The organism is Actinoplanes italicus, from assembly GCF_003001815.1.
Lineage (GTDB): Bacteria > Actinomycetota > Actinomycetes > Mycobacteriales > Micromonosporaceae > Actinoplanes > Actinoplanes italicus.
Window position 1 is genome coordinate 21471 of record NZ_PVMZ01000044.1, and the last position, 18441, is coordinate 39911.

General features: G+C 71.2%; 17 protein-coding genes. 6 read left to right on the forward strand and 11 right to left on the reverse strand.

Annotated elements, in window-relative coordinates:
- Positions 1 to 211: 211 nt before the first annotated feature.
- The 4 genes from CLV67_RS49950 to CLV67_RS49965 all read right to left on the reverse strand — a co-directional run bounded on the left by CLV67_RS49950 (position 212) and on the right by CLV67_RS49965 (position 6667).
- A complete protein-coding gene (locus CLV67_RS49950) occupies positions 212 to 1693 on the reverse strand; it encodes a gluconokinase (RefSeq protein ID WP_106331052.1) in 1482 nt (493 codons plus the stop codon).
- Positions 1694 to 1869: 176 nt separating this feature from the next.
- Entirely contained in the window at positions 1870 to 3480 is a 1611-nt protein-coding gene (locus tag CLV67_RS49955) for a carboxylesterase/lipase family protein (RefSeq protein ID WP_106331053.1), read from the reverse strand.
- The gene (locus tag CLV67_RS49960; protein WP_106331054.1) at positions 3477 to 4802 is read right to left on the reverse strand and encodes an MFS transporter; all 1326 of its coding nucleotides are present in this window, start codon (positions 4800 to 4802) and stop codon (positions 3477 to 3479) included. The genes CLV67_RS49955 and CLV67_RS49960 overlap by 4 nt, the downstream gene beginning before the upstream one ends.
- A 92-nt stretch (positions 4803 to 4894) precedes the next feature.
- Positions 4895 to 6667 (reverse strand): helix-turn-helix domain-containing protein, encoded by a 1773-nt coding sequence (locus CLV67_RS49965; RefSeq protein WP_106331077.1) that lies wholly within the window; start codon positions 6665 to 6667, stop codon positions 4895 to 4897.
- 110 nt (positions 6668 to 6777) lie between these two features.
- On the opposite strand from CLV67_RS49965, the gene CLV67_RS49970 reads away from it, so the two are divergent.
- The 3 genes from CLV67_RS49970 to CLV67_RS49980 are packed head-to-tail and all read left to right on the forward strand — an operon-like array spanning position 6778 to position 9265.
- Complete coding sequence (locus tag CLV67_RS49970) at positions 6778 to 8403, forward strand: long-chain fatty acid--CoA ligase (RefSeq protein WP_239166970.1); 1626 nt, start codon at positions 6778 to 6780, stop codon at positions 8401 to 8403.
- Between the two features lie 51 nt (positions 8404 to 8454).
- Entirely contained in the window at positions 8455 to 8922 is a 468-nt protein-coding gene (locus tag CLV67_RS49975) for a MarR family winged helix-turn-helix transcriptional regulator (RefSeq protein ID WP_106331055.1), read from the forward strand.
- Complete coding sequence (locus CLV67_RS49980; RefSeq protein ID WP_146169650.1) at positions 8915 to 9265, forward strand: hypothetical protein; 351 nt, start codon at positions 8915 to 8917, stop codon at positions 9263 to 9265. The genes CLV67_RS49975 and CLV67_RS49980 overlap by 8 nt, the downstream gene beginning before the upstream one ends.
- Positions 9266 to 9352: 87 nt before the next feature.
- On the opposite strand, the gene CLV67_RS49985 is transcribed toward CLV67_RS49980, so the two are convergent.
- Positions 9353 to 9802 (reverse strand): GNAT family N-acetyltransferase, encoded by a 450-nt coding sequence (locus CLV67_RS49985; protein ID WP_106331057.1) that lies wholly within the window; start codon positions 9800 to 9802, stop codon positions 9353 to 9355.
- Positions 9803 to 9966: 164 nt separating this feature from the next.
- Here CLV67_RS49985 and CLV67_RS49990 point away from each other — a divergent pair, with 164 nt between their 5' ends.
- From CLV67_RS49990 to CLV67_RS50000, 3 genes are read left to right on the forward strand one after another with little or no spacing between them, the layout of a single operon-like run.
- A complete protein-coding gene (locus tag CLV67_RS49990) occupies positions 9967 to 11436 on the forward strand; it encodes an RCC1 domain-containing protein (RefSeq protein WP_170154320.1) in 1470 nt (489 codons plus the stop codon).
- A gap of 25 nt (positions 11437 to 11461) precedes the next feature.
- On the forward strand, positions 11462 to 11710 hold the full coding sequence (locus tag CLV67_RS49995) for a CBU_0592 family membrane protein (RefSeq protein WP_106331059.1): 249 nt from the start codon (positions 11462 to 11464) through the stop codon (positions 11708 to 11710).
- Positions 11711 to 11712: 2 nt separating this feature from the next.
- Positions 11713 to 12264 carry a DUF6896 domain-containing protein gene (locus CLV67_RS50000; RefSeq protein WP_146169651.1) on the forward strand — a complete coding sequence of 184 codons (552 nt, stop codon included), beginning with the start codon at positions 11713 to 11715 and terminating at the stop codon, positions 12262 to 12264.
- Here the strand turns inward: CLV67_RS50000 and CLV67_RS50005 are convergent.
- The 6 genes from CLV67_RS50005 to CLV67_RS50030 all read right to left on the reverse strand — a co-directional run bounded on the left by CLV67_RS50005 (position 12255) and on the right by CLV67_RS50030 (position 18438).
- Positions 12255 to 12998: an ankyrin repeat domain-containing protein gene (locus CLV67_RS50005; RefSeq protein ID WP_239166969.1), complete on the reverse strand. Its 744-nt coding sequence runs from the start codon at positions 12996 to 12998 to the stop codon at positions 12255 to 12257. The genes CLV67_RS50000 and CLV67_RS50005 overlap by 10 nt on opposite strands.
- 17 nt (positions 12999 to 13015) lie before the next feature.
- Entirely contained in the window at positions 13016 to 13339 is a 324-nt protein-coding gene (locus CLV67_RS50010) for a YciI family protein (RefSeq protein ID WP_106331062.1), read from the reverse strand.
- A 98-nt stretch (positions 13340 to 13437) separates the two neighbouring features.
- Entirely contained in the window at positions 13438 to 14025 is a 588-nt protein-coding gene (locus CLV67_RS50015) for a TetR/AcrR family transcriptional regulator (RefSeq protein WP_106331063.1), read from the reverse strand.
- Entirely contained in the window at positions 14018 to 14854 is an 837-nt protein-coding gene (locus tag CLV67_RS50020) for an alpha/beta fold hydrolase (protein WP_106331079.1), read from the reverse strand. The genes CLV67_RS50015 and CLV67_RS50020 overlap by 8 nt, the downstream gene beginning before the upstream one ends.
- A 227-nt stretch (positions 14855 to 15081) precedes the next feature.
- Positions 15082 to 16092: a hypothetical protein gene (locus CLV67_RS50025; protein ID WP_106331064.1), complete on the reverse strand. Its 1011-nt coding sequence runs from the start codon at positions 16090 to 16092 to the stop codon at positions 15082 to 15084.
- 354 nt (positions 16093 to 16446) lie between these two features.
- Complete coding sequence (locus CLV67_RS50030; RefSeq protein ID WP_106331065.1) at positions 16447 to 18438, reverse strand: acetyl/propionyl/methylcrotonyl-CoA carboxylase subunit alpha; 1992 nt, start codon at positions 18436 to 18438, stop codon at positions 16447 to 16449.
- Positions 18439 to 18441: the final 3 nt, after the last annotated feature.

Here is an 18441-nt window from a genome sequence, read left to right on the forward strand (position 1 = left end):
GTGGGCGACCAGTATCGTGACCGCAGGTCGATCTCGGAGCCGCCCGGCAGCGGGTTCGACAGCAGGGTTTCCGCAGGTGGAGGTCGTGGTCGACGGTCCCCGCCGGCTCAGGCGCTCCCACCCGCGTCACCCGCTCGGAGCGGCTGTTTCCATCGCGCGGGGTCGGCCGAATCGCCGACCCGGTGCCGGAGGGGGATGGGCTGTGCCGGGGTCAGTCGCGGATGAGCGTGTCGTACACCTCGGCGAAGCGGGCGCGCCGCTGGGCGTAGTGCTCGGTGTGGGCGGTCCGGGGCTCGTACGTCCTGCCGGTGGTCCGGGGTGCGCGCGGCACGTCCGGAGCCAGCACGTCGAGGGCGAGCAGTGCCGTGCCGCACTGGGTGGCGCGTCGCCGGGTCACGTGCGTGACCGGCCGCCCGAGGACGTCGGCGAGGATCTGCAGCCACTCCGGCTGGTCGTTGCTGACCCGGCCCGCGGCGGCGACCTGCACGATCTGCGGAGCGGCCGGGTGCAGCTCGTCGGCGACCCGCGCGTACGTCATGGCCACGCCCTCGAGGATGCCGCGGAACAGCGCGTCGGGGCCGGTGGCCGCGGACACGCCGCCGAAGATCGCCCGTGCGCCACCGGCCCATCCGGGGGCGCGTTCCCCGGTGAGGTACGGCAGCACGAGCGGCGTGGCGTCGGAAGGCGGTGCCGTGAGCGCTTGCGCCGGCATCGCGTCGAGGCGCAGCGTGGCCTGCGCCCAGCTGACGGCCCGTCCCACGTCGTTGATCGCCCCGCCGAGCAGGGTCCGCCGCGCGTCGACCCGGTAGTTCCACAGCCCGAACGGCAGCGGGTCGGCCGGGCCGCCGAGCAGCACCCGCAGCGCGCCGCTGGTGGCCGTCGCCGCGGTGAGCACCGTGGCGTCGGTCGCCCCGGAGCCGATGTTGCTGGCGAAGCCGTCGGTGATGACCGGGAACCATGCGGCCCGGGCCAGGGCCGGCCAGCGTGCCGGGGCCATCGGCGTCGCCGGCTGCGCCGGGTCGAGCGGCGGGTTGAAGCGGCCGGGCTCGGTGCCGGCCGCGGCGAGCAGTTCGGCGTCGAGTTCGCCGGTGCGCCGGTCGAGGAGTCCGGTCCATGCGAGCGTCGACGTCCCGGCGAGCGGCTGTCCGATGAGCCGGGCCAGGACGTATTCGCCCAGTGACCACCAGGCGGCGGCCGCTGCGGCGACGCGGGGTTGTGTCGAGGCGAGCCAGCGCAGGCGGGGTGCGTGATAGCTGGTGTGCAGGCGGGTGCCGGTGCGCTGCTGCACCACATGCTCGTCGAGTTCCTCCCGGAGCGCGGCGACCTCACCGGCGCTGCGGGAGTCGGCGTAGGTCAGGCAGGGCGTCAGCGCCCGCCCGGCCGCGTCCACCGCGATCAGCGAGGCCGCGAAGGTGTCCATGGCGACACCGGCGATGCGGGTGCCGAGCCGCCGGTCGCCGGTCAGCGCGTCCAGGATCTGCGTGATCTCCGTGGTCACCTGCTCCGGGTCGATGACCGAGGTGCCGTCGGGCGCGACGGTGAAGGCGTGCGGCACCTTGTGCTGAAGGCCGTGGACGCGCCGCCCGGCGGCGTCGTGGACGCCGCCGCGGCTGGCGGTGGAGCCGACGTCGAGGGCGAGGACCAGCGGGTCCAGGGCCGCGTCGAGCCTGACGGTGTCGTCGTTCCTGGTCATCGAGCCGTCAGTACCCGCCAATCCTGATCGGCACACGCACCGAGCGGATGGCGTCGGTGGCGCCCCTCGGCCGGGATGAGTGCCGGGAGGTGGATCCGACGGCTCCGAGGGAGGCCCGATGGCCGACGCCGGAGGACTGCGCGGGGCCGCCGCACGGGTGGCGGAGGCCCCGCGGGCTATGGGGTGACCGAGCCGGGTCGCGCGGTCGCGGCGCGGTCGCCGGCGTCGAGGACGAGGCTGCGGGGCCACTGGTCCCAGCGTGAGCCGAGGACCCGGTGCTGCGGGCGTCCGGTGCGGACGAACGTGGCGATGCCGTCCATCATCAGGCCGGACAGTTGCAGCCGGCCGGGAGCGTTGCGGCGGCTGAAGGCGAACGCGAACACTCCCTCGTCGAAGGTGCCGAACACGAACGGCAGGTCCATGGCGTGGCTGGCGCCGTAGACGACGTCGAACGGGGCCGGCTCCTGGTTCCAGCCGAACTGGTAGTAGTACAGGTTCCTGTTGCCGGCGGCGAGCATCGAGTTCATCGAGTCGTGGACGATGCCGGTGAAGATGGCGTCGGTCAGCTGCTGGGCCGCGTCGTTCCAGCCGCCGGGGGCGTCGGCGGGAAGGTAGGCGTCGCTGATGAAGTCGCGTACCCCGTACGGCGAAGGTCTGTCGGGGTTGAAGAAGTATTGGCGGGTGAAGCGTTCGTAGTCGCTCGGCCGGTACGCGCCCACGAGGGCGCCGAACAGTTTGCCCTCCTCGAGGGTGTTCCCGGCCAGGACGGGGATGCCGGCGAACGCCCCGGTGCTGATGGCGGCGTGGTAGTCGGCCGGGAGGACCGTGCCGTCGGCGATCACCGCGGGTGGATCGCCGACGGCGGCGCCGCGGGTCACCTGGGCGCGGATGACGTCGGCGGCGGGCAGCTGCCGCAGCCGGCGCACGTCCTCGTCCGGGTTTCCGGAGTTGCCGACGGCCGCGGTGACGAGGGCGTCGGCGTAGGTGCGGGCGCGGGCGGGGGTGGAGAACAGCAGTCCGCCGCTGAGCGGGATCACCTTGTCGATCAGGCCCTTGGCCAGCGGCGACACCAGCAGCGCCCACACGTTGACGGCGCCCGCGGACTCGCCCATGGCGGTCACGTTCGACGGGTCGCCGCCGAAGGCCGCGGCGTTGCGGTGCACGAAACGCAGGGCCTCGATCTGGTCCAGGGTTCCGAAGTTCCCCGAGTCGTTGACCGGGTCGCCGGTCTTGAGCTGGGGCAGGTCGAGCCATCCGAAGGAGCCGAGCCGGTAGTTGACGGTGACGACCACGGCATTGGCGCGGCGGGCCAGGGCGTTGCCGTCGTACATGGGGTCGGCGGAGTAGCCGACCACGTTGCTGCCGCCGTGGATGAACACGATGACGGGGAGCTTCTGCTGCCGGGTGGCGGGGCGGTAGACGTTGAGGGTGAGGCAGTCCTCGGCGCCGACGGGTTTGCCCAGGCCGTCGCGGATGTCGAGGCCGTAGTGCGGACCGCTGGGCGCCGGGCTGAAGAGGCGGCCCTGCTGGATGCAGCCGTTGCCGTACGCGGTGGTGTCGCGGACGCCCTTCCACGGCCGGTGGGTGACCGGTGCGCGCCAGCGCAGGGCGCCGACGGGCGGTTCGGCGTAGGGGATGCCCAGCCACGAGTGGGCGTTGCCCCGGATCGTGCCGAGGGTGGTGTGCCGGAGCGCGCCGCTGTCACGCCCGCCGGCCTGTACCGGTGTGAGGGATACGGCGGCGAGGAGCAGGCCGGCGAGCGCCGCGAGGACTCGTCTCGTGATCATCGGGCGTCCTCCATCAGCGGGGCGGTGGCGCGTTTGCGGTTCTCGGAGCGGAGCGCGAGCGCCAGCAGCGGGACCAGCAGCATGCCGAGCACGGCGGCGCCCAGCAGCACGGCGTGACCGCCGGCCTCGCTGCCGCGGCCCTCGGCGTAGCCGTACAGGTAGGGTCCGGTGAACCCGCCGAGCAGGCCGACGGTGTTGATGAACGCGAGTCCCGCCGCGGCCATCAGCCCGGACATCCGTGCCATCGCCACCGACCAGTACACCGGCAGGATCCCGATGAGCAGCATCATCGCGACGTCGATCAGCAGGATGCGGGCGACCGCCGCGTCGGTGACGGTGTAGATCCCGGCGACGACGGCGGTCGCCACCGTGACGCCGGTGAGCACGGTGAGCTCCCCTGCGGCCCGCCGGTGCAGCCACGGGATCGCCAGTACGCCGATGAGGGCGCCGATGCCGATGCTGCCGCTGACCACGCCGATCCGGAACGATCCCTCGACGCCGAGGCTCTGGACGATCGAGGGGAAGTTGTACTGGATCGCCACGCTGTTGACCTGGTTGGCGAAGTAGATCACCGCGAGCGCGATGATGAACGGCCGGCCGAACGCCACCATCAGGTTGCCCTTCAGGGTGGTGTGCGCGGGTGCGCCGCCCGCCGCGGCCCGCTCGTCGAGCACCGCGGCTTCCTGCGGTGACAGCCATTTCGCGTCGGAGGGCCGGTCAGGCACCGTCAACCAGAAGATGCCGGCGACCACGAGCGTGATCAGGCCCTCGACGAGGAACATCCACTGCCAGCCGTACATCCCGCCGGCGCCGTGCAGTTCCATGATCGCGCCGCCCAGCGGGGCACCGAGCCCGAGGCCGGCGCAGACAGCCAGGTACAGGACACCGACCACGCTGACCCGCTGCTTCTGGGAGAACCAGAGAGTGACCACGTACATCAGGGCCGGGAACAGACCGGCCTCGGCGGCTCCCAGCAGGAACCGCAGGATGTAGAAGGAGACCTCGCCCTGCACGAACATCATGCAGGCACAGATGGCGCCCCACGTCAGCGCGATACGGGTGATCCAGCGGCGCGGCCCGACCCGGTACATGATCAGATTGCTGGGCACCTCCAGCAGCGCGTAGCTGAGGAAGAAGATGCCGGCACCGGCGCCGTAGGCTGCGGCGCTGATGCCGACGTCGGCGCCGAGTGCGGTCTTGGCGAGGCCGACGTTGGTGCGGTCGACGAAGGCCATGAAGTACACCAGGCACAGGATCGGCAGCAGGCGTACCGCCGCCTTGCGGCTGGCGATCGCGTGGAGCTGGTCGGAGTCGACAGTCACGTGATCTCCTCTGTCAAGCGGTTCTCCTCGATGTGGTCGCCATCACTGTAGGGAGCGACCCGCCGCTGTCAGAGGTGAAAAGCGTCCACAGTTCACCGCCGCTCAGTGGACGGAAGAACCACCACACGCCGGAGGCACTCGAGCCGGATCGCCAGGCGCAGCGGGAGGTCGTCGGCGGCCCGCCAGTCGTGGCCGAGCACGTCGGCGGTCCGGTCCAGGCGTTTGAGCAGCGTGTTGAGGTGAACCCGCAGGGTCTCGGCGGTCCGGCGCAGGTTGCCGTCGTTGCCGAAGTAGGCGTCCAGCGTGGCCACGAGATCGGTCGAGCGCCTGGCGTCGTAGTCCAGCAGCGGGCCGATCGTGTCGGCGAGGAAACGGTCGAGCTCGTCGCGACGGTCGGCGTCGAAAGCCAGCGCATACAGCGCGAACCGGTCGGTCGTGGTGCCCAGATCCCGCGCCCCCAGATGCCGGACCACGGCCGTGCACCCGGCGGCGCGCGAGACCGCCCGCGCCCAATCGTGCCCGGTGACGCGTTCGCAGACGACCGTGACGGGCCGGCCGTACTCGGCGCGTAGCCGCTGATGGACCGCCTGGGCGAAGGCCTCGGGCCGCGCGGCCGGGGCGATCAGCACCGCCTGGCCGAGGTGCTCGCCCGCCAGGCCCGCCTCCTGCCGGGCGATCGGATGCAGATGACGGACCAGGCCGGCCGCGGAGACGCCCTCGGCGCCGGCGACGACCACCACGTCCAACGCATCAAGGTCAACACCGCGGGACCGGGCGCGGGTACGCTGCGTCGCGCTCACCTGGGGACCGGCGACGATGAGCTCGGTGAGCAGTTCCCCGCTGAGCCGTTCGGCCGCGTCGGCGACGGCGTTGTCCTTCAGGATCAGCAGTCCGACGACATGCGACGCCAGCTCCAGACTGCGCACGTCGACGGCTGACGGCTCCTGGTCCTGGCTCCACACCACCGCGCCCAGCACGCTGTCCCCGGCCCGGACCGTCGCCGCGCTGTGCCGGCGGCCGTCCGGTCCCGGCACGGTGACCGCGCGCCCGGTGCGGCGCGCCTGCTCGACGACTCCGGCGGTCACCGGTCCGCCGCTCGTGTCGTCGCCGGCTCCGGCCCGGGCCAGCAGTGTCCCGCCGCTGTCGAGGATCTCGACCCGCCCGCCCATCTGTCCAGCGAACTCGCCTGCGACCACGGCCGGGCCGCCCCCGGCCAGCACGACGCCGGTCAGCGCCTCGTGCACGGCCTGCGCCCGCTCCATCACCGCCATCTGCTCCTCGATGGTCCGGTACGCCGTCCGCAGCTCGGCCAGCGCGGTGCGGCTCTGCTCGTACAACCGCGCGTTGTCCAGGGCGATCGCGGCGTGGTCGGCGAACGCGCTCAGCAGGGCGATCTCGTCGGTGCGGAACCGGCGCCGGCTGCGGTGGGCGGCGAACAGGGCGCCGATCACCCGGTCCCGTACCAGCAGGGGCACTCCGAGCAGCGCGACCAGCCCCTCACCGCCGACGACCGCGTCGAAGCCGGGATCGTGGCGTAGCCTGCCGCCCTCGAAGTAGTGCTCGACCCAGTGCGCTGCGCGCGTGTCGACCACTTTGCCGCCCAGCCCGGTGTGCGGCGGGATCCGCGCCGATCGGAACGTCGCGGAGATGGTGCCCTCGCTGGCCGTGATGCTCAGCGAGCCGTCGTCGCCGAGCAGGGACAGGTAGGTGAAGTCCGTCCCGATCAGGTCGTGAGCATGCCGGACGATCGATCCCAGCACGTCCTCGACGTCACCCAGCGCGGTCAGGGCCCTCGCCGTGGCGTACAGCGAGGCCAGTTCGCGTTCGCGTCCGGGCCGGGATCCCGCGTCTGCCGGTTCACTCATGGTCGGCATCGTCTCGTGCGGTGGATGATTCATCCACCCTCCCCGGCGGAGATGGGGGCGAAGCGCACCTCCCGGTACGCCGATCCGGGCTCTTACGGTAGGCCGACCACATGCCGGAGGAGCTGTACATGGACGGGCTCATGCAGTCGCGGCCGTTGACGATCGCGCACCTGTTCGAGCGGGCCGAGACGCTGTTCGCGGACAAGCACGTCATCGACGGCGACGGTACGCGCACCTCGTACCGGGTGTGGGCGCGCCGGGTGCGCCGCCTGGCCTCCGCGCTGACCGCGCTCGGCGTCGCGCCGGGAGCCCGGGTCGCCACCCTGGCGGCCAACCATCGGCGGCACCTGGAGGTGTACGCCGCGGTCCCGATCAGCAAGCGTGTGCTGCACACCCTCAACATCCGGCTGCCGGCCGAGCACCTGACCTACGTCATCGAGCACGCCGGCGACGACATCGTCCTGCTCGACCGGCGGCACCTGCCGCTGGTCGAGGCGTGCCTGGACCGGTTGCCCGGCGTACGGCACTGGGTGGTCCTTCCCGACGGCACCGGCCACGCGCTGCCGGGCGACGGACGCTTCCACCACTACGAGGATCTGATCGACGCGGCTCAACCCTTCGAGGGCTCGTTCGAGGCGACCTTCAGCGGCGCTGAGGAGAATCTGGCGGCGGGGCTGTGCTACACCTCGGGGACGACCGGGCGCCCGAAGGGCGTGCTGTACAGCCATCGGTCGACGGTCCTGCACTGCCTCGGGACCCTGGCGGCCGGATTGATCGGCATCAGTGAACGCGACGTGGTCCTGCCGATCGTGCCGATGTTCCACGCGAACGCATGGGGACTGCCCTACGGCGCGCTCATGGCCGGCGCTGATCTCGTGCTGCCGGGCCCGTCGGCCGGGCCCGCGCACCTGGCGGATCTCATACAGCGGCACCGGGTCACGGTGGCGGCCGGCGTCCCGACCGTCTGGACGGACCTTCTTCCCGCGCTCGAGAACCGGGACCGCTCCTCGCTGCGCCTGCTGCTCGGCGGCGGATCGATGGTCACGCCGCAGCTGTCGGCGGCGTACCAGGCCGCGGTCGGAGTGCCCATCACCCACTCCTGGGGCATGACGGAGGTCAGCCCCGTGGGTGTGATCGGCGGCCTGCGCAGCCATCACGACGGCCTCGACGATGACGTACGCGAGCGCGTCGCGTCCGCGCAGGGCCAGCCCGTACCGCTGGTGAGCGTGCGCATCGTCGACGTCGACACGGGCGAGCGCCGGCCGCACGACGGCCGGTCGGTCGGCGAGCTGCAGGTGGCCGGGCCATGGGTGGCGGCGGGCTACTTCAGGGACGACGAGGCCGGCAGCTTCACCTCCGACGGCTGGCTGCGCACCGGCGACCTGGCCACCATCGACGAGCACGGCTACGTCCGGCTCGTCGACCGGATCAAGGACCTGATCAAGTCCGGTGGTGAGTGGATCTCGTCGGTCGAGCTGGAGGCGGCCATCGCCACCCACCCGGACGTCGAGCAGGTCGCCGTCGTGGCGCGTGAGCATCCCCGCTGGGTTGAGCGGCCCGTCGCCTTCGTCGTCCTGCGCGCCGACGCGGACACGGCGGTGGACCAGCTGCGGGAACACCTGTCGCGCCGGGTCGCCTCCTGGTGGATGCCGGACGACTTCATCGTGCTCGACGCCATCCCGTTGACGGGAACGGGGAAGCTGTCCAAGCAGACCCTCCGGGAGTCGCTGCGCTGATCGTACGATCAATGGTTGTATGGTCGAACTAATTGGTTGTATCGTCGAACCATGTCCGAAGGTGATCTCGACCAGGCACTCGCTCTGCAGGCACGCATCACCGCGTTCGTCCGCGCGTTCGGCCTGCATCAACCCGATCGCACGCCGTGCGGAACGCCGGTGCCGACCTCGGAGGCGCATGCGGTCGGCGAACTGGACCGCGACGGGCCACTGACGCAGAGCATGCTGGGGGAGCGGCTGCGGCTGGAGAAGAGCACCGTCAGCCGCCTGGTGTCGCAGCTGACCGGCCGGGGCTGGGTCCGCCGGGCCGACCGTGACGGTGACGCCCGCCTCGTCTGGCTGGAGCTGACCCCGGACGGCCGCCGCGCCGCCGGTGAGCTGGCGGTCGCCCGCGCCGCCCGGTTCGCCGCCCTGCTGCGCAACATCCCCGCCGAGCAGCGCCCGGTGGTCATCGACGCGTTGACCGCGCTGGTCGACGCCGCGGCCGCCTCCGATGTCACCGGGGCGGCACGTGGCTGAGCGGGAGGAACCGCGCCGCGCCGGCCGGTGGAGCATCGGTGCGGTGCTCGGCGCGGCGACCGGCCTGGCACCTCACCTGCTGCACCACGCCGGGCTGTTCGCCGGGACGGCGTTGCTGGCCGGGCTCGGTGGCACCGTGCTGTTCGGGGTGCTGGGCGTGGCCGCCATGACACCGATGCTGCTGCGGCTGCGCCGCCGGTTCGGCACCTGGTGGGCGCCCGGCATCGCGTTGCTGCTGTTCGCCGCCATGTTCGCCGTGTCCACCCTGGTCATCGGCCCCGCCCTGCGCGACCCCGGCGACGCCGGCCCACCGGCCGGAGAGCACACCCGTCACCACGGCTGAAGCGGTCAGATTGCCGGGCCTCTGCAGGCCGGCACGCGGGCCCAGCGGCAAACAGAACCGTCCGTGGCGCGGTCGTACAAAGCCTCGTCAGAGAGGACGATCGAAGACGACCATGTCCTTGCCGGGTCCGTCGTAGCCCTGTTGCGGGCCGGTCACCGTGAATCCCATGCTCTGGTGGAAGGCGATCGATCCGGTGTTCACGGGCGCGGTGATCGCTCCCACCCCGGCACAACCGGCCTCCCGGGCGATCGTGAAGAACCGCTCGTAGAGGCGCCGTCCGAGGCCGGAACCGCGGAACGCGGGCGCGACGCCGACGAAATGGATGTAGGCGCGACCCGCCTGCGACGGCGAGAGCAGGCCGATGAGGAAACCGGCCAGCGCGCCGTCGGAATCCCGTGCGACGAGGCTGGTCCGGTGGAAGTGGTCCAGGAACAACCGGGGGAGCAGGCCCGCGACCGGGCGCCCCCACCAGTCGTCGACCACAGCGATGATCTCGTCGTAGTCGGTGGCCTGTGCGGTGCTGATCGTCGAATCCACGTGCTGATCCTGCCTGGTTGTACTACCGGGACCGCGGCTGCGGGCGGCTTTGAGCGAATCACTGAGGATGGAGTCTTTTCAGCCTGATACTCACCTGATCCGGATGGTTTCTGGGTCTCTGCGAGGCTGTGATGACGGGTTGTGTGCTGCGAAGGATCGTCTCCATGGCCGGGGTGGCGGTGATGCTCGCGGCGGTGATCGCCGTGCCGGCCGCGGCTCAGGCGCTGGACACCCCGATCGTGCAGCTCACCGCCGGGGGCGGCCACGCGTGCGGGTTGGGCAGCGACACCAGGACCTACTGCTGGGGCCGGGGTGCCGAGGGGCAGTTGGGCGACGGCCGCACCACATACCGTTCGAGCCCGGTGATGGTGAACACCCCGGCGGGGGCGAGCTTCACCCAGCTGACCGCCGGGCAAGGCCACACGTGCGGGTTGGGCAGCGACGCCAAGACCTACTGCTGGGGCTTCGGTGACTACGGTCAGCTGGGCGACGGCGGCACCGCGAACCGGTCGAACCCCGGGGCGGTGAACCTTCCGGCCGGGGTGACGTTGACCCAGCTCACCTCCGGAGACCGCAACACCTGCGGGCTGGGCAGCGACGCCAAGACCTACTGCTGGGGCATCGGCAACTACGGCCAGCTGGGTAACGGCGGCACCCCGGAACGATCGAGTCCGGTAGCGGTCTCCACTCCGGCCGGGGTGAGCTTCACCCAGCTCGCCGGCGGCATCAACCACACGTGTGCGCTGGGCAGTGACACCAAGGCCTACTGCTGGGGCATGGGCGGCAAGGGTCAGTTGGGCGACGGCGGTACCGGGATTCAGTCGAGCCCGGTGGCGGTGAACACCCCGGCGGGTCTGACCTTCACCCGGCTCACCGCCGGCGGCTACCACATGTGTGGGCTGGGCAGCGACGCCAAGGCCTACTGCTGGGGCTTCGGCGACCACGGCCAGCTGGGCGACGGCGGCAACGTGAACCGGTCGAGTCCGGTGGCGGTGACCACCCCGGCCGGGGTGACCTTCACCCAACTCGCCGCCGGGAGCAACCACACCTGTGGGCTGGGCAGCGACACCAGGACCTACTGCTGGGGCTACGGTTTCTACGGTCAGTTGGGCAACGGCGACACCCTCAAGCGGTCGACGCCGGCAGAGGTGACCACCCCGGCCGGGGTGACCTTCACCCAGCTCGCCGCCGGCTGGCACTTCACGTGTGGGCTGGGCAGTGACACCAAGGCCTACTGCTGGGGCCTCAACGAGACCAGTCAGTTGGGCGACGGAGGCATCGCGAACCGGTCAGCCCCGGTGGCGGTGTCGCTGACCTCATCACCGGGCGCCCCGCCACCCCCGGCGAACCCGCCCTCAGCCGCTCCGCAACCTCCGGCCGGTGTCACCGTCACCACCGGCAACCAGCAGATCACCGTGTCCTGGACCGCGCCCTCGGATCTGGGCGACGGCACGCTGACCGGTTACACCGTGACCGTGCAGCCCGGCGGGAACTCCTGCACCACCGTCACCACGACATGCACGATCACCGGCCTGCCTGAGGGCATGACGTACTTGATCACCGCGGTGACCACCACGACCGCCGGAACATCACTGGCCGGCAACCGGTATTCCGGCCCGCCTTCGCGACGGTGATGACCCGGTGAAGTAGCTTCTGCCGATGGCTCAAACACTGTCCCTGGCCGGAGCGTTCCTGGTGCTGGCCGCGTTCGTGCTGCTCCAGCTCGGAAGGCTGCGCGTCGACACCGTCACCTACCAGCTGCTGAACCTGGTCGGCGGCGGCCTGCTGGCCGGGGCGGGACTGCTCACCGCCACCTGGGGCTTCGTGGTGCTCAACAGCGTCTGGGCCGCCGTTGCGATCGTCAAGCTGTGGCAGCTCGCCCGCCGGCGGCCCGCCGAAGCGGTGTGACGGTGCAGCCCCCGGATCCCGCCGACATTCGCCGCCGGCTGGCCCGTGGGCACGGCCTGACCATCCCGCTCGACCCGAGTCTCACCATGCCCGAGGCCACCGCGGTCGCGCGGGATCTGCGGAGCGCGCTGGGTGCCGATGTGGCCGTCCTCGCCTCGCCGATGGCCGGTGGCCCGATCGTGCGCGTGCTGCAGCTCGTCGGTGATGCGGACGCTTCAGCCGTACTCCCGGCTCTGGAGAGGCTCGTCGCCGAGTTCCGTGCGGTGGCGTGCGCGCTCGTCGAGCGGTCGAATGCGCTGGAAGATCCGGAGGAGGTGCGGCATGACGGCGCGACCTGGTCGCTGTTCCCGCACGGCGAGCACTGCCGGTTCGAGAACGAGGCGACCGGCGTGGTCGTCGAGGCCGACATCCACGATCCCGGGCGGATGGATCCTTACTTCCTTCTGGAGTACGCCCAGACGACCGGCCGCCACGACGCTGTTGTCGACCTCTGCGTGGAGGGTTTCCACGACATGTGCCGCCTGCTCGACGTCGCCGGTGTCGTTTACCGCTGATCGAGTTCGGCGGCCGTCACGGCGCCGCGGCCGCGCAACCAGTCGGCGACCGTGCCGGTGCCGCTGCGGATCGCCGCGTCGAGGGGTGTGAGCCGTTCCCAGCCGGGGATCCGGTTGACGTCGGCGCCCTCGTCGACGAGGAACTCCGCGGCCGGGAGCCGCCCGCCGTGGCAGGCGCCCCACAGCGCGTCGCTGATCTCGGCGGGCGCCGGCCGGTGAGGGCCGTTGACGTGGCCGTGCAGCCGGTCCATCAGTCCCAGCGCCGCCGCGTGCCAGAGCGTGGTCCGTGCTCCGCGGTCGACCAGGCGCTGCGCGGCCCGCCACTGGGTGAACGCGACCGCGTCGTCCAGCGGTGTCCCGCCGCCGATGACCGCGCCGTCGGCGTCGATGTCGGCGCCGGCGTCCAGCAGCGCGTCGAGGACGTCGACGTCGTCGCAGCTGGCCGCCCAGTGCAGCGGTGTCTCGGTGTGCGGGCCGGTGAAGCGGGCGTTGACGTCGGCGCCCGCGGCGACCAGCACGCCGACGGTGGCTGCGCCGCCGGGGAAGAGGCCGGGCCAGTCGGTCAGCACGTGCAGCAGGGTCCGCGTCGTGGAGCCGTCGGGGTCGGCGAGCCGGGCTGTCGCCAGCTGCGGCCGTTCGGTGAGCAGTCGCCGCAGCGCATCGGTGTCGCCGGCGCGGATCGTGCTGACGGCGGTCACGGCGAGCGGATCCTTGATGTCGATGACCAGCGCCATGCCGTCCACCCTAGAGGTCATTCCTGCAGCGGCCACACCTCGATGACGCCTTGGGCGACCGCGCAGGGCGACTGCGATGCCAGGGCGATGGCGTCGTCGAGGGTGTCCGCCTCGATCATCGCGAAGCCGGCCACCGGCAGGCCGGAGGACATGAACGGCCCCGGTTGGGTGGTGATCCCGGCGGCGTCGTGGTTGCGGACCTGGACCGGCCGGCCGACGCGGCCCATGACGACCCCCTCCTTCACCAGCCGTGCGTCGTGGTCGTGTGCGGCGTTGCGGACGGCCGGGTCGGTGCTGTCGTAGCCGGCCTGGTCGCCGTATCCGATGGTCACGAACTTCATGGTCGGTCTCCCTGTCCTGTCAGGCGGTCAGTGAGGCTACGGTGCCCCAAGGGTGCTCGGGGAAACCCTCGAAGGCTCGACATCGCGCTGGAGGCCCTTCAACGGGCGGTGAGCGGGTCAGGCTGGTTCGCGTTGAGACCGTGGTCGATGAAGTCGAGCATCCAGGTGAAACTGTCGTCGATGTCGGCGGCGATCTGGAAGCTTCCGGCGGCTTCCAGGGTCGCGAATCCGTGCAGGATGCTGCGCAGCATCCGCAGGGCGTGGATCTCCTGGCCGGGGTCCAGGTGGTATCCGTGCAGCATGGCCGACCAGGAGGTGAGCACCCGCTGGATGGCCGGGAGGAGCGGGTCGTCGGACCCGGTCACGACGGCGGCGTTGCCTGCCGCGTACCGGCCGGGGTGTTCCAGCACCCACCTGCGCATCGCGTGTGCACCGGAGACGAGTGCTTCCCTGCCGGCCCGCCCCTGGATGGCGTCGCGGATGGCATCGGCGAACTCGTTCAGGGCCAGGACGGCGATCCGGTGGCCGAGGTCGGCCTGACTGGCGACGTGCTTGTAGAGGGAGGGTGTCCGGACGCCGAGTCGTTCGGCGAGCAGTCCCATGCTGAGCCCGGTGAAGCCGACCTCGTCGGCCAGGGCGGCGCCGGCGGCGATGACCGTGGCCCGGTCCAGTCCAGCCCTAGGCATTGGTCAGCACCGTGGCGAGGAAGGGCAGCGAAAGGGCGAGCACCTGGTCGGGAGTCTGTGCGTGCGGGTAATGGCCGGCGCCCTCGATCATCGCCAGCTGCCCGAGCCCGGCGGGCAGGTCGGCGACGATCTTCTCGCCTTCGGCGCGGGGGTCTGCCCAGTCGGGGTCGAGGCTGCCTTGAATGATCAGGACCGGGCACTGGACGTTGGGCAGTTGTGCGCCGGCGTCGCCCGGGTTGGTCTTGCACATGGCCTGAAGGACCTTCATGCGGCCGGGCTTGCTCATGGTGGTCTCGATGCGCGCGAGTTCGCCGGCCCAGTCGGCGGGCTTGGCCGGGTATGCCAGTTCGAGGTACTTCTTCCAGCTCGACAGGCTTCCGAAGGCCATCGTCATGCCGAGCTGGGTGAATCCCGCGCGGTAGCGTTTCACCCGGATCAGGTCGCCCAGTGAGATGGCCTGTGCGCGGGTGAACGGCGCCAGCTCGATGACCCCGCTGATCAGTTCCGGCGCCGTGGCGGCGGCGATCGTCGCGGCGCCGCCGCTGATCGACTGCCCCATGATCACGGCCGGGCCGCCGAGGTGACGCACGAGCGCGACCAGGTCACCGGCGATGTCGGTGCGGCTGTATCCGTCCCAGTCGGAACTGGAGTCTCCGCAGCCCCGGATGTCCATGTTGGCGACCCGGTACCCGGCGGCCACCAGGGCCGGCGCGAGGAACCGGTACGAGTGGCGGCTGTCGCCCATGCCATGAGCGAGCACCACCAGCGGTCCTTCGCCGGTCACGTCGTAGGCGATGGTGTTACCGGCGATGCTCAGGTGCTCGACCATGATGCCCTCCAAGGGGTGGCTAACGTCGTTGCCTAGAAGGCTAATGCCGTTAGCTATAAGCGTCAAGGTGATGTCGTCTGCCAGGGCAGCCGCCACCGCGCCGACGCTGCGTCCGGCGCTGAGGCCCGGGGCGTCGAAGATCGGATCAGGCTGTTTCCGCGACCGCCGACCTGGGCCCGGCTCAGGGGCAGGGCGTTGCGGCCGCCGGTGGATACCTTCGTGGTGACCTATCCGTGTGGGCCCTCGGCTTCGGCGCACAGGATTCGCTGCGCGCCGTCGCTGAGCCAGAAGGTTGTTCCAGCATGGTCGACGATCCGCATCCTGGCTGCACCGCGGGGCAGGACGGGTTCGAGGACTTCGCCTGTCCGGAGATCGAACAGGCGTTGTCTGCCTTTCCATTCGCCGGTCGCGAACACCGGTGTGAGCAGCACATAGCGACCCGAGGAGGTGACCTTGCCGTTGATGGCGTGTTTACCCGGCAGGCGCTTCCATCCCGATTGTTGATAGAGCGGCTCGGTCACCGTCCCGTCCGGCGTGACACGGGTGATGGTGAAGAAGTCGGCCCCGTACTTGCGCACGCTCGAGGAGTCCGAGCCTTCGACGCAGACCAGGATGCTGCCGCTGTGGCCGACCGCATCACCGATGATGCAGCCGCCGACCGATACGTCGGGGCTCTGGTTCAGTTCGTCGTCGCCGAATCGGTCGACCGGAAACCCGTCCGGGCCGAGAGTCCCGATCCGCGTCCATGACGCGCTCGTCTCGCCGACGCGCAGGAACGCGAGGTATCGCGGGTTGCCAGTCCCGATCGGCTCATCGAGCACGACCACGTGCTCGGCCGCGAGTGCTCCCCGGCTCGCATGGCCGAACACCCGTGGCCGCTGCCCGTGCTCGGCGAAGCGATGCAGCACATCGTCGCCGGCGATCGCCATCTCACGCCGCAACCGCAGATCGGTTCCGTACACCCGCAGCGTGCCGGCATCGGCGATCACGCCGAGTGCGCCGTCGCCGAGCAACACCGGCGCCGGGGCATCATAGGCGTCGAACGGGTCACCCGACTCGTCGAGCAGCAACGTCTGAACCACCTGATCGGCGATCGACACCAACGCGTACCGGGCACCGCCGTCCCACCACACGACTGCGTAGAACACCCCGTCACCGGATACCAGACACGACCCCGCCCGTATCAGACCGCCCACCTCGTCCGGCAGCGTGAACTCGGCCGTCTTCGCCAGTCGCACGGAGCACCCTCTCGATTGCCGGACGGGTGGGCCCCGGGCACGTCGTGTCACGTGTTCCGCGTGTCCCTGCCCGCTCCCGGATCCGTCGATGATCTACGGTTTCATCCACCTGCTGGTCGCCTCGGCCGAGCATGCCGAAGGCCCGCAACGGAGCAGGCGGTAGTGGCGATCCCGTTTGGTTGCGTCCACGGGTTCGTACTGCCGGGTTCGAGAAACCTACTCAACTGCCGCTGAGAAGGCGCCCTGCGGGCCGGCCGGCACTCGCCGTAGTCGCCGACGACGACACAGCGGGCTGCTCCGCCGGGGAGCCGGGTGGGGTCGAGGGTCAAGAGAGAAGCGAAAGGCGATGAGGACCTACTGGGCCTGACTCGGTGCGTCGCCTCCCGCCGGTTCGATGACCAGGATGATCGCGTCCTTGGCGACGGCGGTGCCGACGCGGGCGCGTAGCTCGGTGACGGTGCCGTCGACGGTGGCGGTGAGGGCGTGTTCCATCTTCATGGCCTCGACCACGGCGACCGTCTGCCCGGCGGTGACCCGGTCACCTTCGGCGACGGCGACGACCGTGACCGTGCCCGGCATCGGCGACAGGATCGGCCCGCCGGCCCCGGCGCCGGTACCGGAGGTGCTGTCGAGCGCCTCGTGATCCCGCAGCGCCCAGCTGTACCCGTCCCGGCCGATCCACAGCACCCCGGCGGTGTCGCGGGCGTACGCGTACGTGCGGGTGACGCCGTCATGGGTGTGCCGTCCATCGGCCGAGGTGCTGATCCGCGCGACCGGCCGCCCGTCGATGGTGATCTCGGCGTCAGCGGCCCGGCCCCGGTAGCGGATCTCGACCGGCTCCCGTCCGGCGAGACTGACGCGCCGGGTCGTCCACGCGCGGTCGCCGAGGCGCCAGCCGCCCGGAATGTCGAACGGGTCGGCGAGCGCGGGCGCGGCGGGCTCCAGATCGAGCAGAGCCAGCCCGGTGGCGAGGCTGAGCACGTCGTCGGGCAGTTCGTGACCGGTCAGTTCGTCGAGGCGGCGTCCGACCAGCCCGGTGTCGAGGTTCCCGGCCCGCACGTCGGGGTCGGCGAGCAGGGCGCGCAGGAAGCCGATGTTGGTGCCGAGGCCGAGCAGCACGGTGCCGGCGAGGGCGGCGTCGAGCTTGTGGAGGGCTTCGGCGCGGTCCCGCCCGTACGAAATGATCTTGGAAAGCATCGGGTCGTAGTCGGAGCCGACGACGCCGCCCTCGGCCACGCCGGAGTCGACGCGCACCCCGTCCGGTTCGCGCAGCGCGAGAATCCGCCCTCCGGTCGGCAGGAACCCGGCAGCAGGGTCCTCGGCGTACACCCGTACCTCGATCGCATGGCCCTGCGGTCGTGGCGTCTCCGGCCACGGGGCCACCTCACCGGCGGCGATACGCAGCTGCGCCTCGACCAGGTCGACCCCGTACACCTGCTCGGTGACCGGGTGCTCGACCTGCAGACGCGTGTTCATCTCCATGAAGAACCAGTCGTCGGGGCGGTCCCCGGCCACGATGAACTCCACGGTTCCCGCGCCGACGTAGCCGCAGGAGCGGGCCGCGTCGCAGGCGGCCGCGCCCATGGCCTGGCGCTGCTGCTCGGTGAGCAGCGGCGACGGCGCCTCCTCGACGATCTTCTGGTGCCGGCGCTGCAGCGAGCACTCACGTTCGCCGAGGTGGGTGACGTTGCCGTGCCGGTCGGCGAGGACCTGGATCTCGATGTGCCGCGGGGTGGTGATCAGCCGCTCGACTAGCAGGGTGTCGTCGCCGAACGAGCCGCGGGCCTCCCGGCGGGCGCTGGCGAGGGCGGCGGCCAGGTCGTCGGGGCGGTGCACCTCACGCATGCCCTTGCCGCCGCCGCCCGCGGACGGTTTGAGCAGCACCGGGTAGCCGATGCCGTCGATGGCGGCGGTGAGTTCGTCGTCGGACAGGCCGATGCCGTCGGAGCCGGGTACCACGGGCACGCCGGCTTTGGCGACGGTCTGCTTGGCGCGGATCTTGTCGCCCATCGCGTCGATGGCGGCGGCCGGGGGGCCGATGAAGGTGAGTCCGGCTGCCTCGCAGGCGGCGGCGAAGGCGGTGTTCTCCGACAGGAAGCCATAACCGGGGTGTACGGCCCGCGCGCCGGTGCCGCGGGCGGCGTCGATGATGGCCTCGATCGACAGGTACGACTGGGCGGCGGGTGCCGGGCCGATGCGTACCGCGATGTCGGCGGCCGTGACGTGCGGCGCGTCCCGGTCGGCGTCGGAGTACACCGCCACCGAGCGGATACCGAGGCGCCGCAGCGTACGGATGACGCGGACGGCGATCTCTCCGCGGTTGGCGACAAGAACGGTGGAGAACATGGC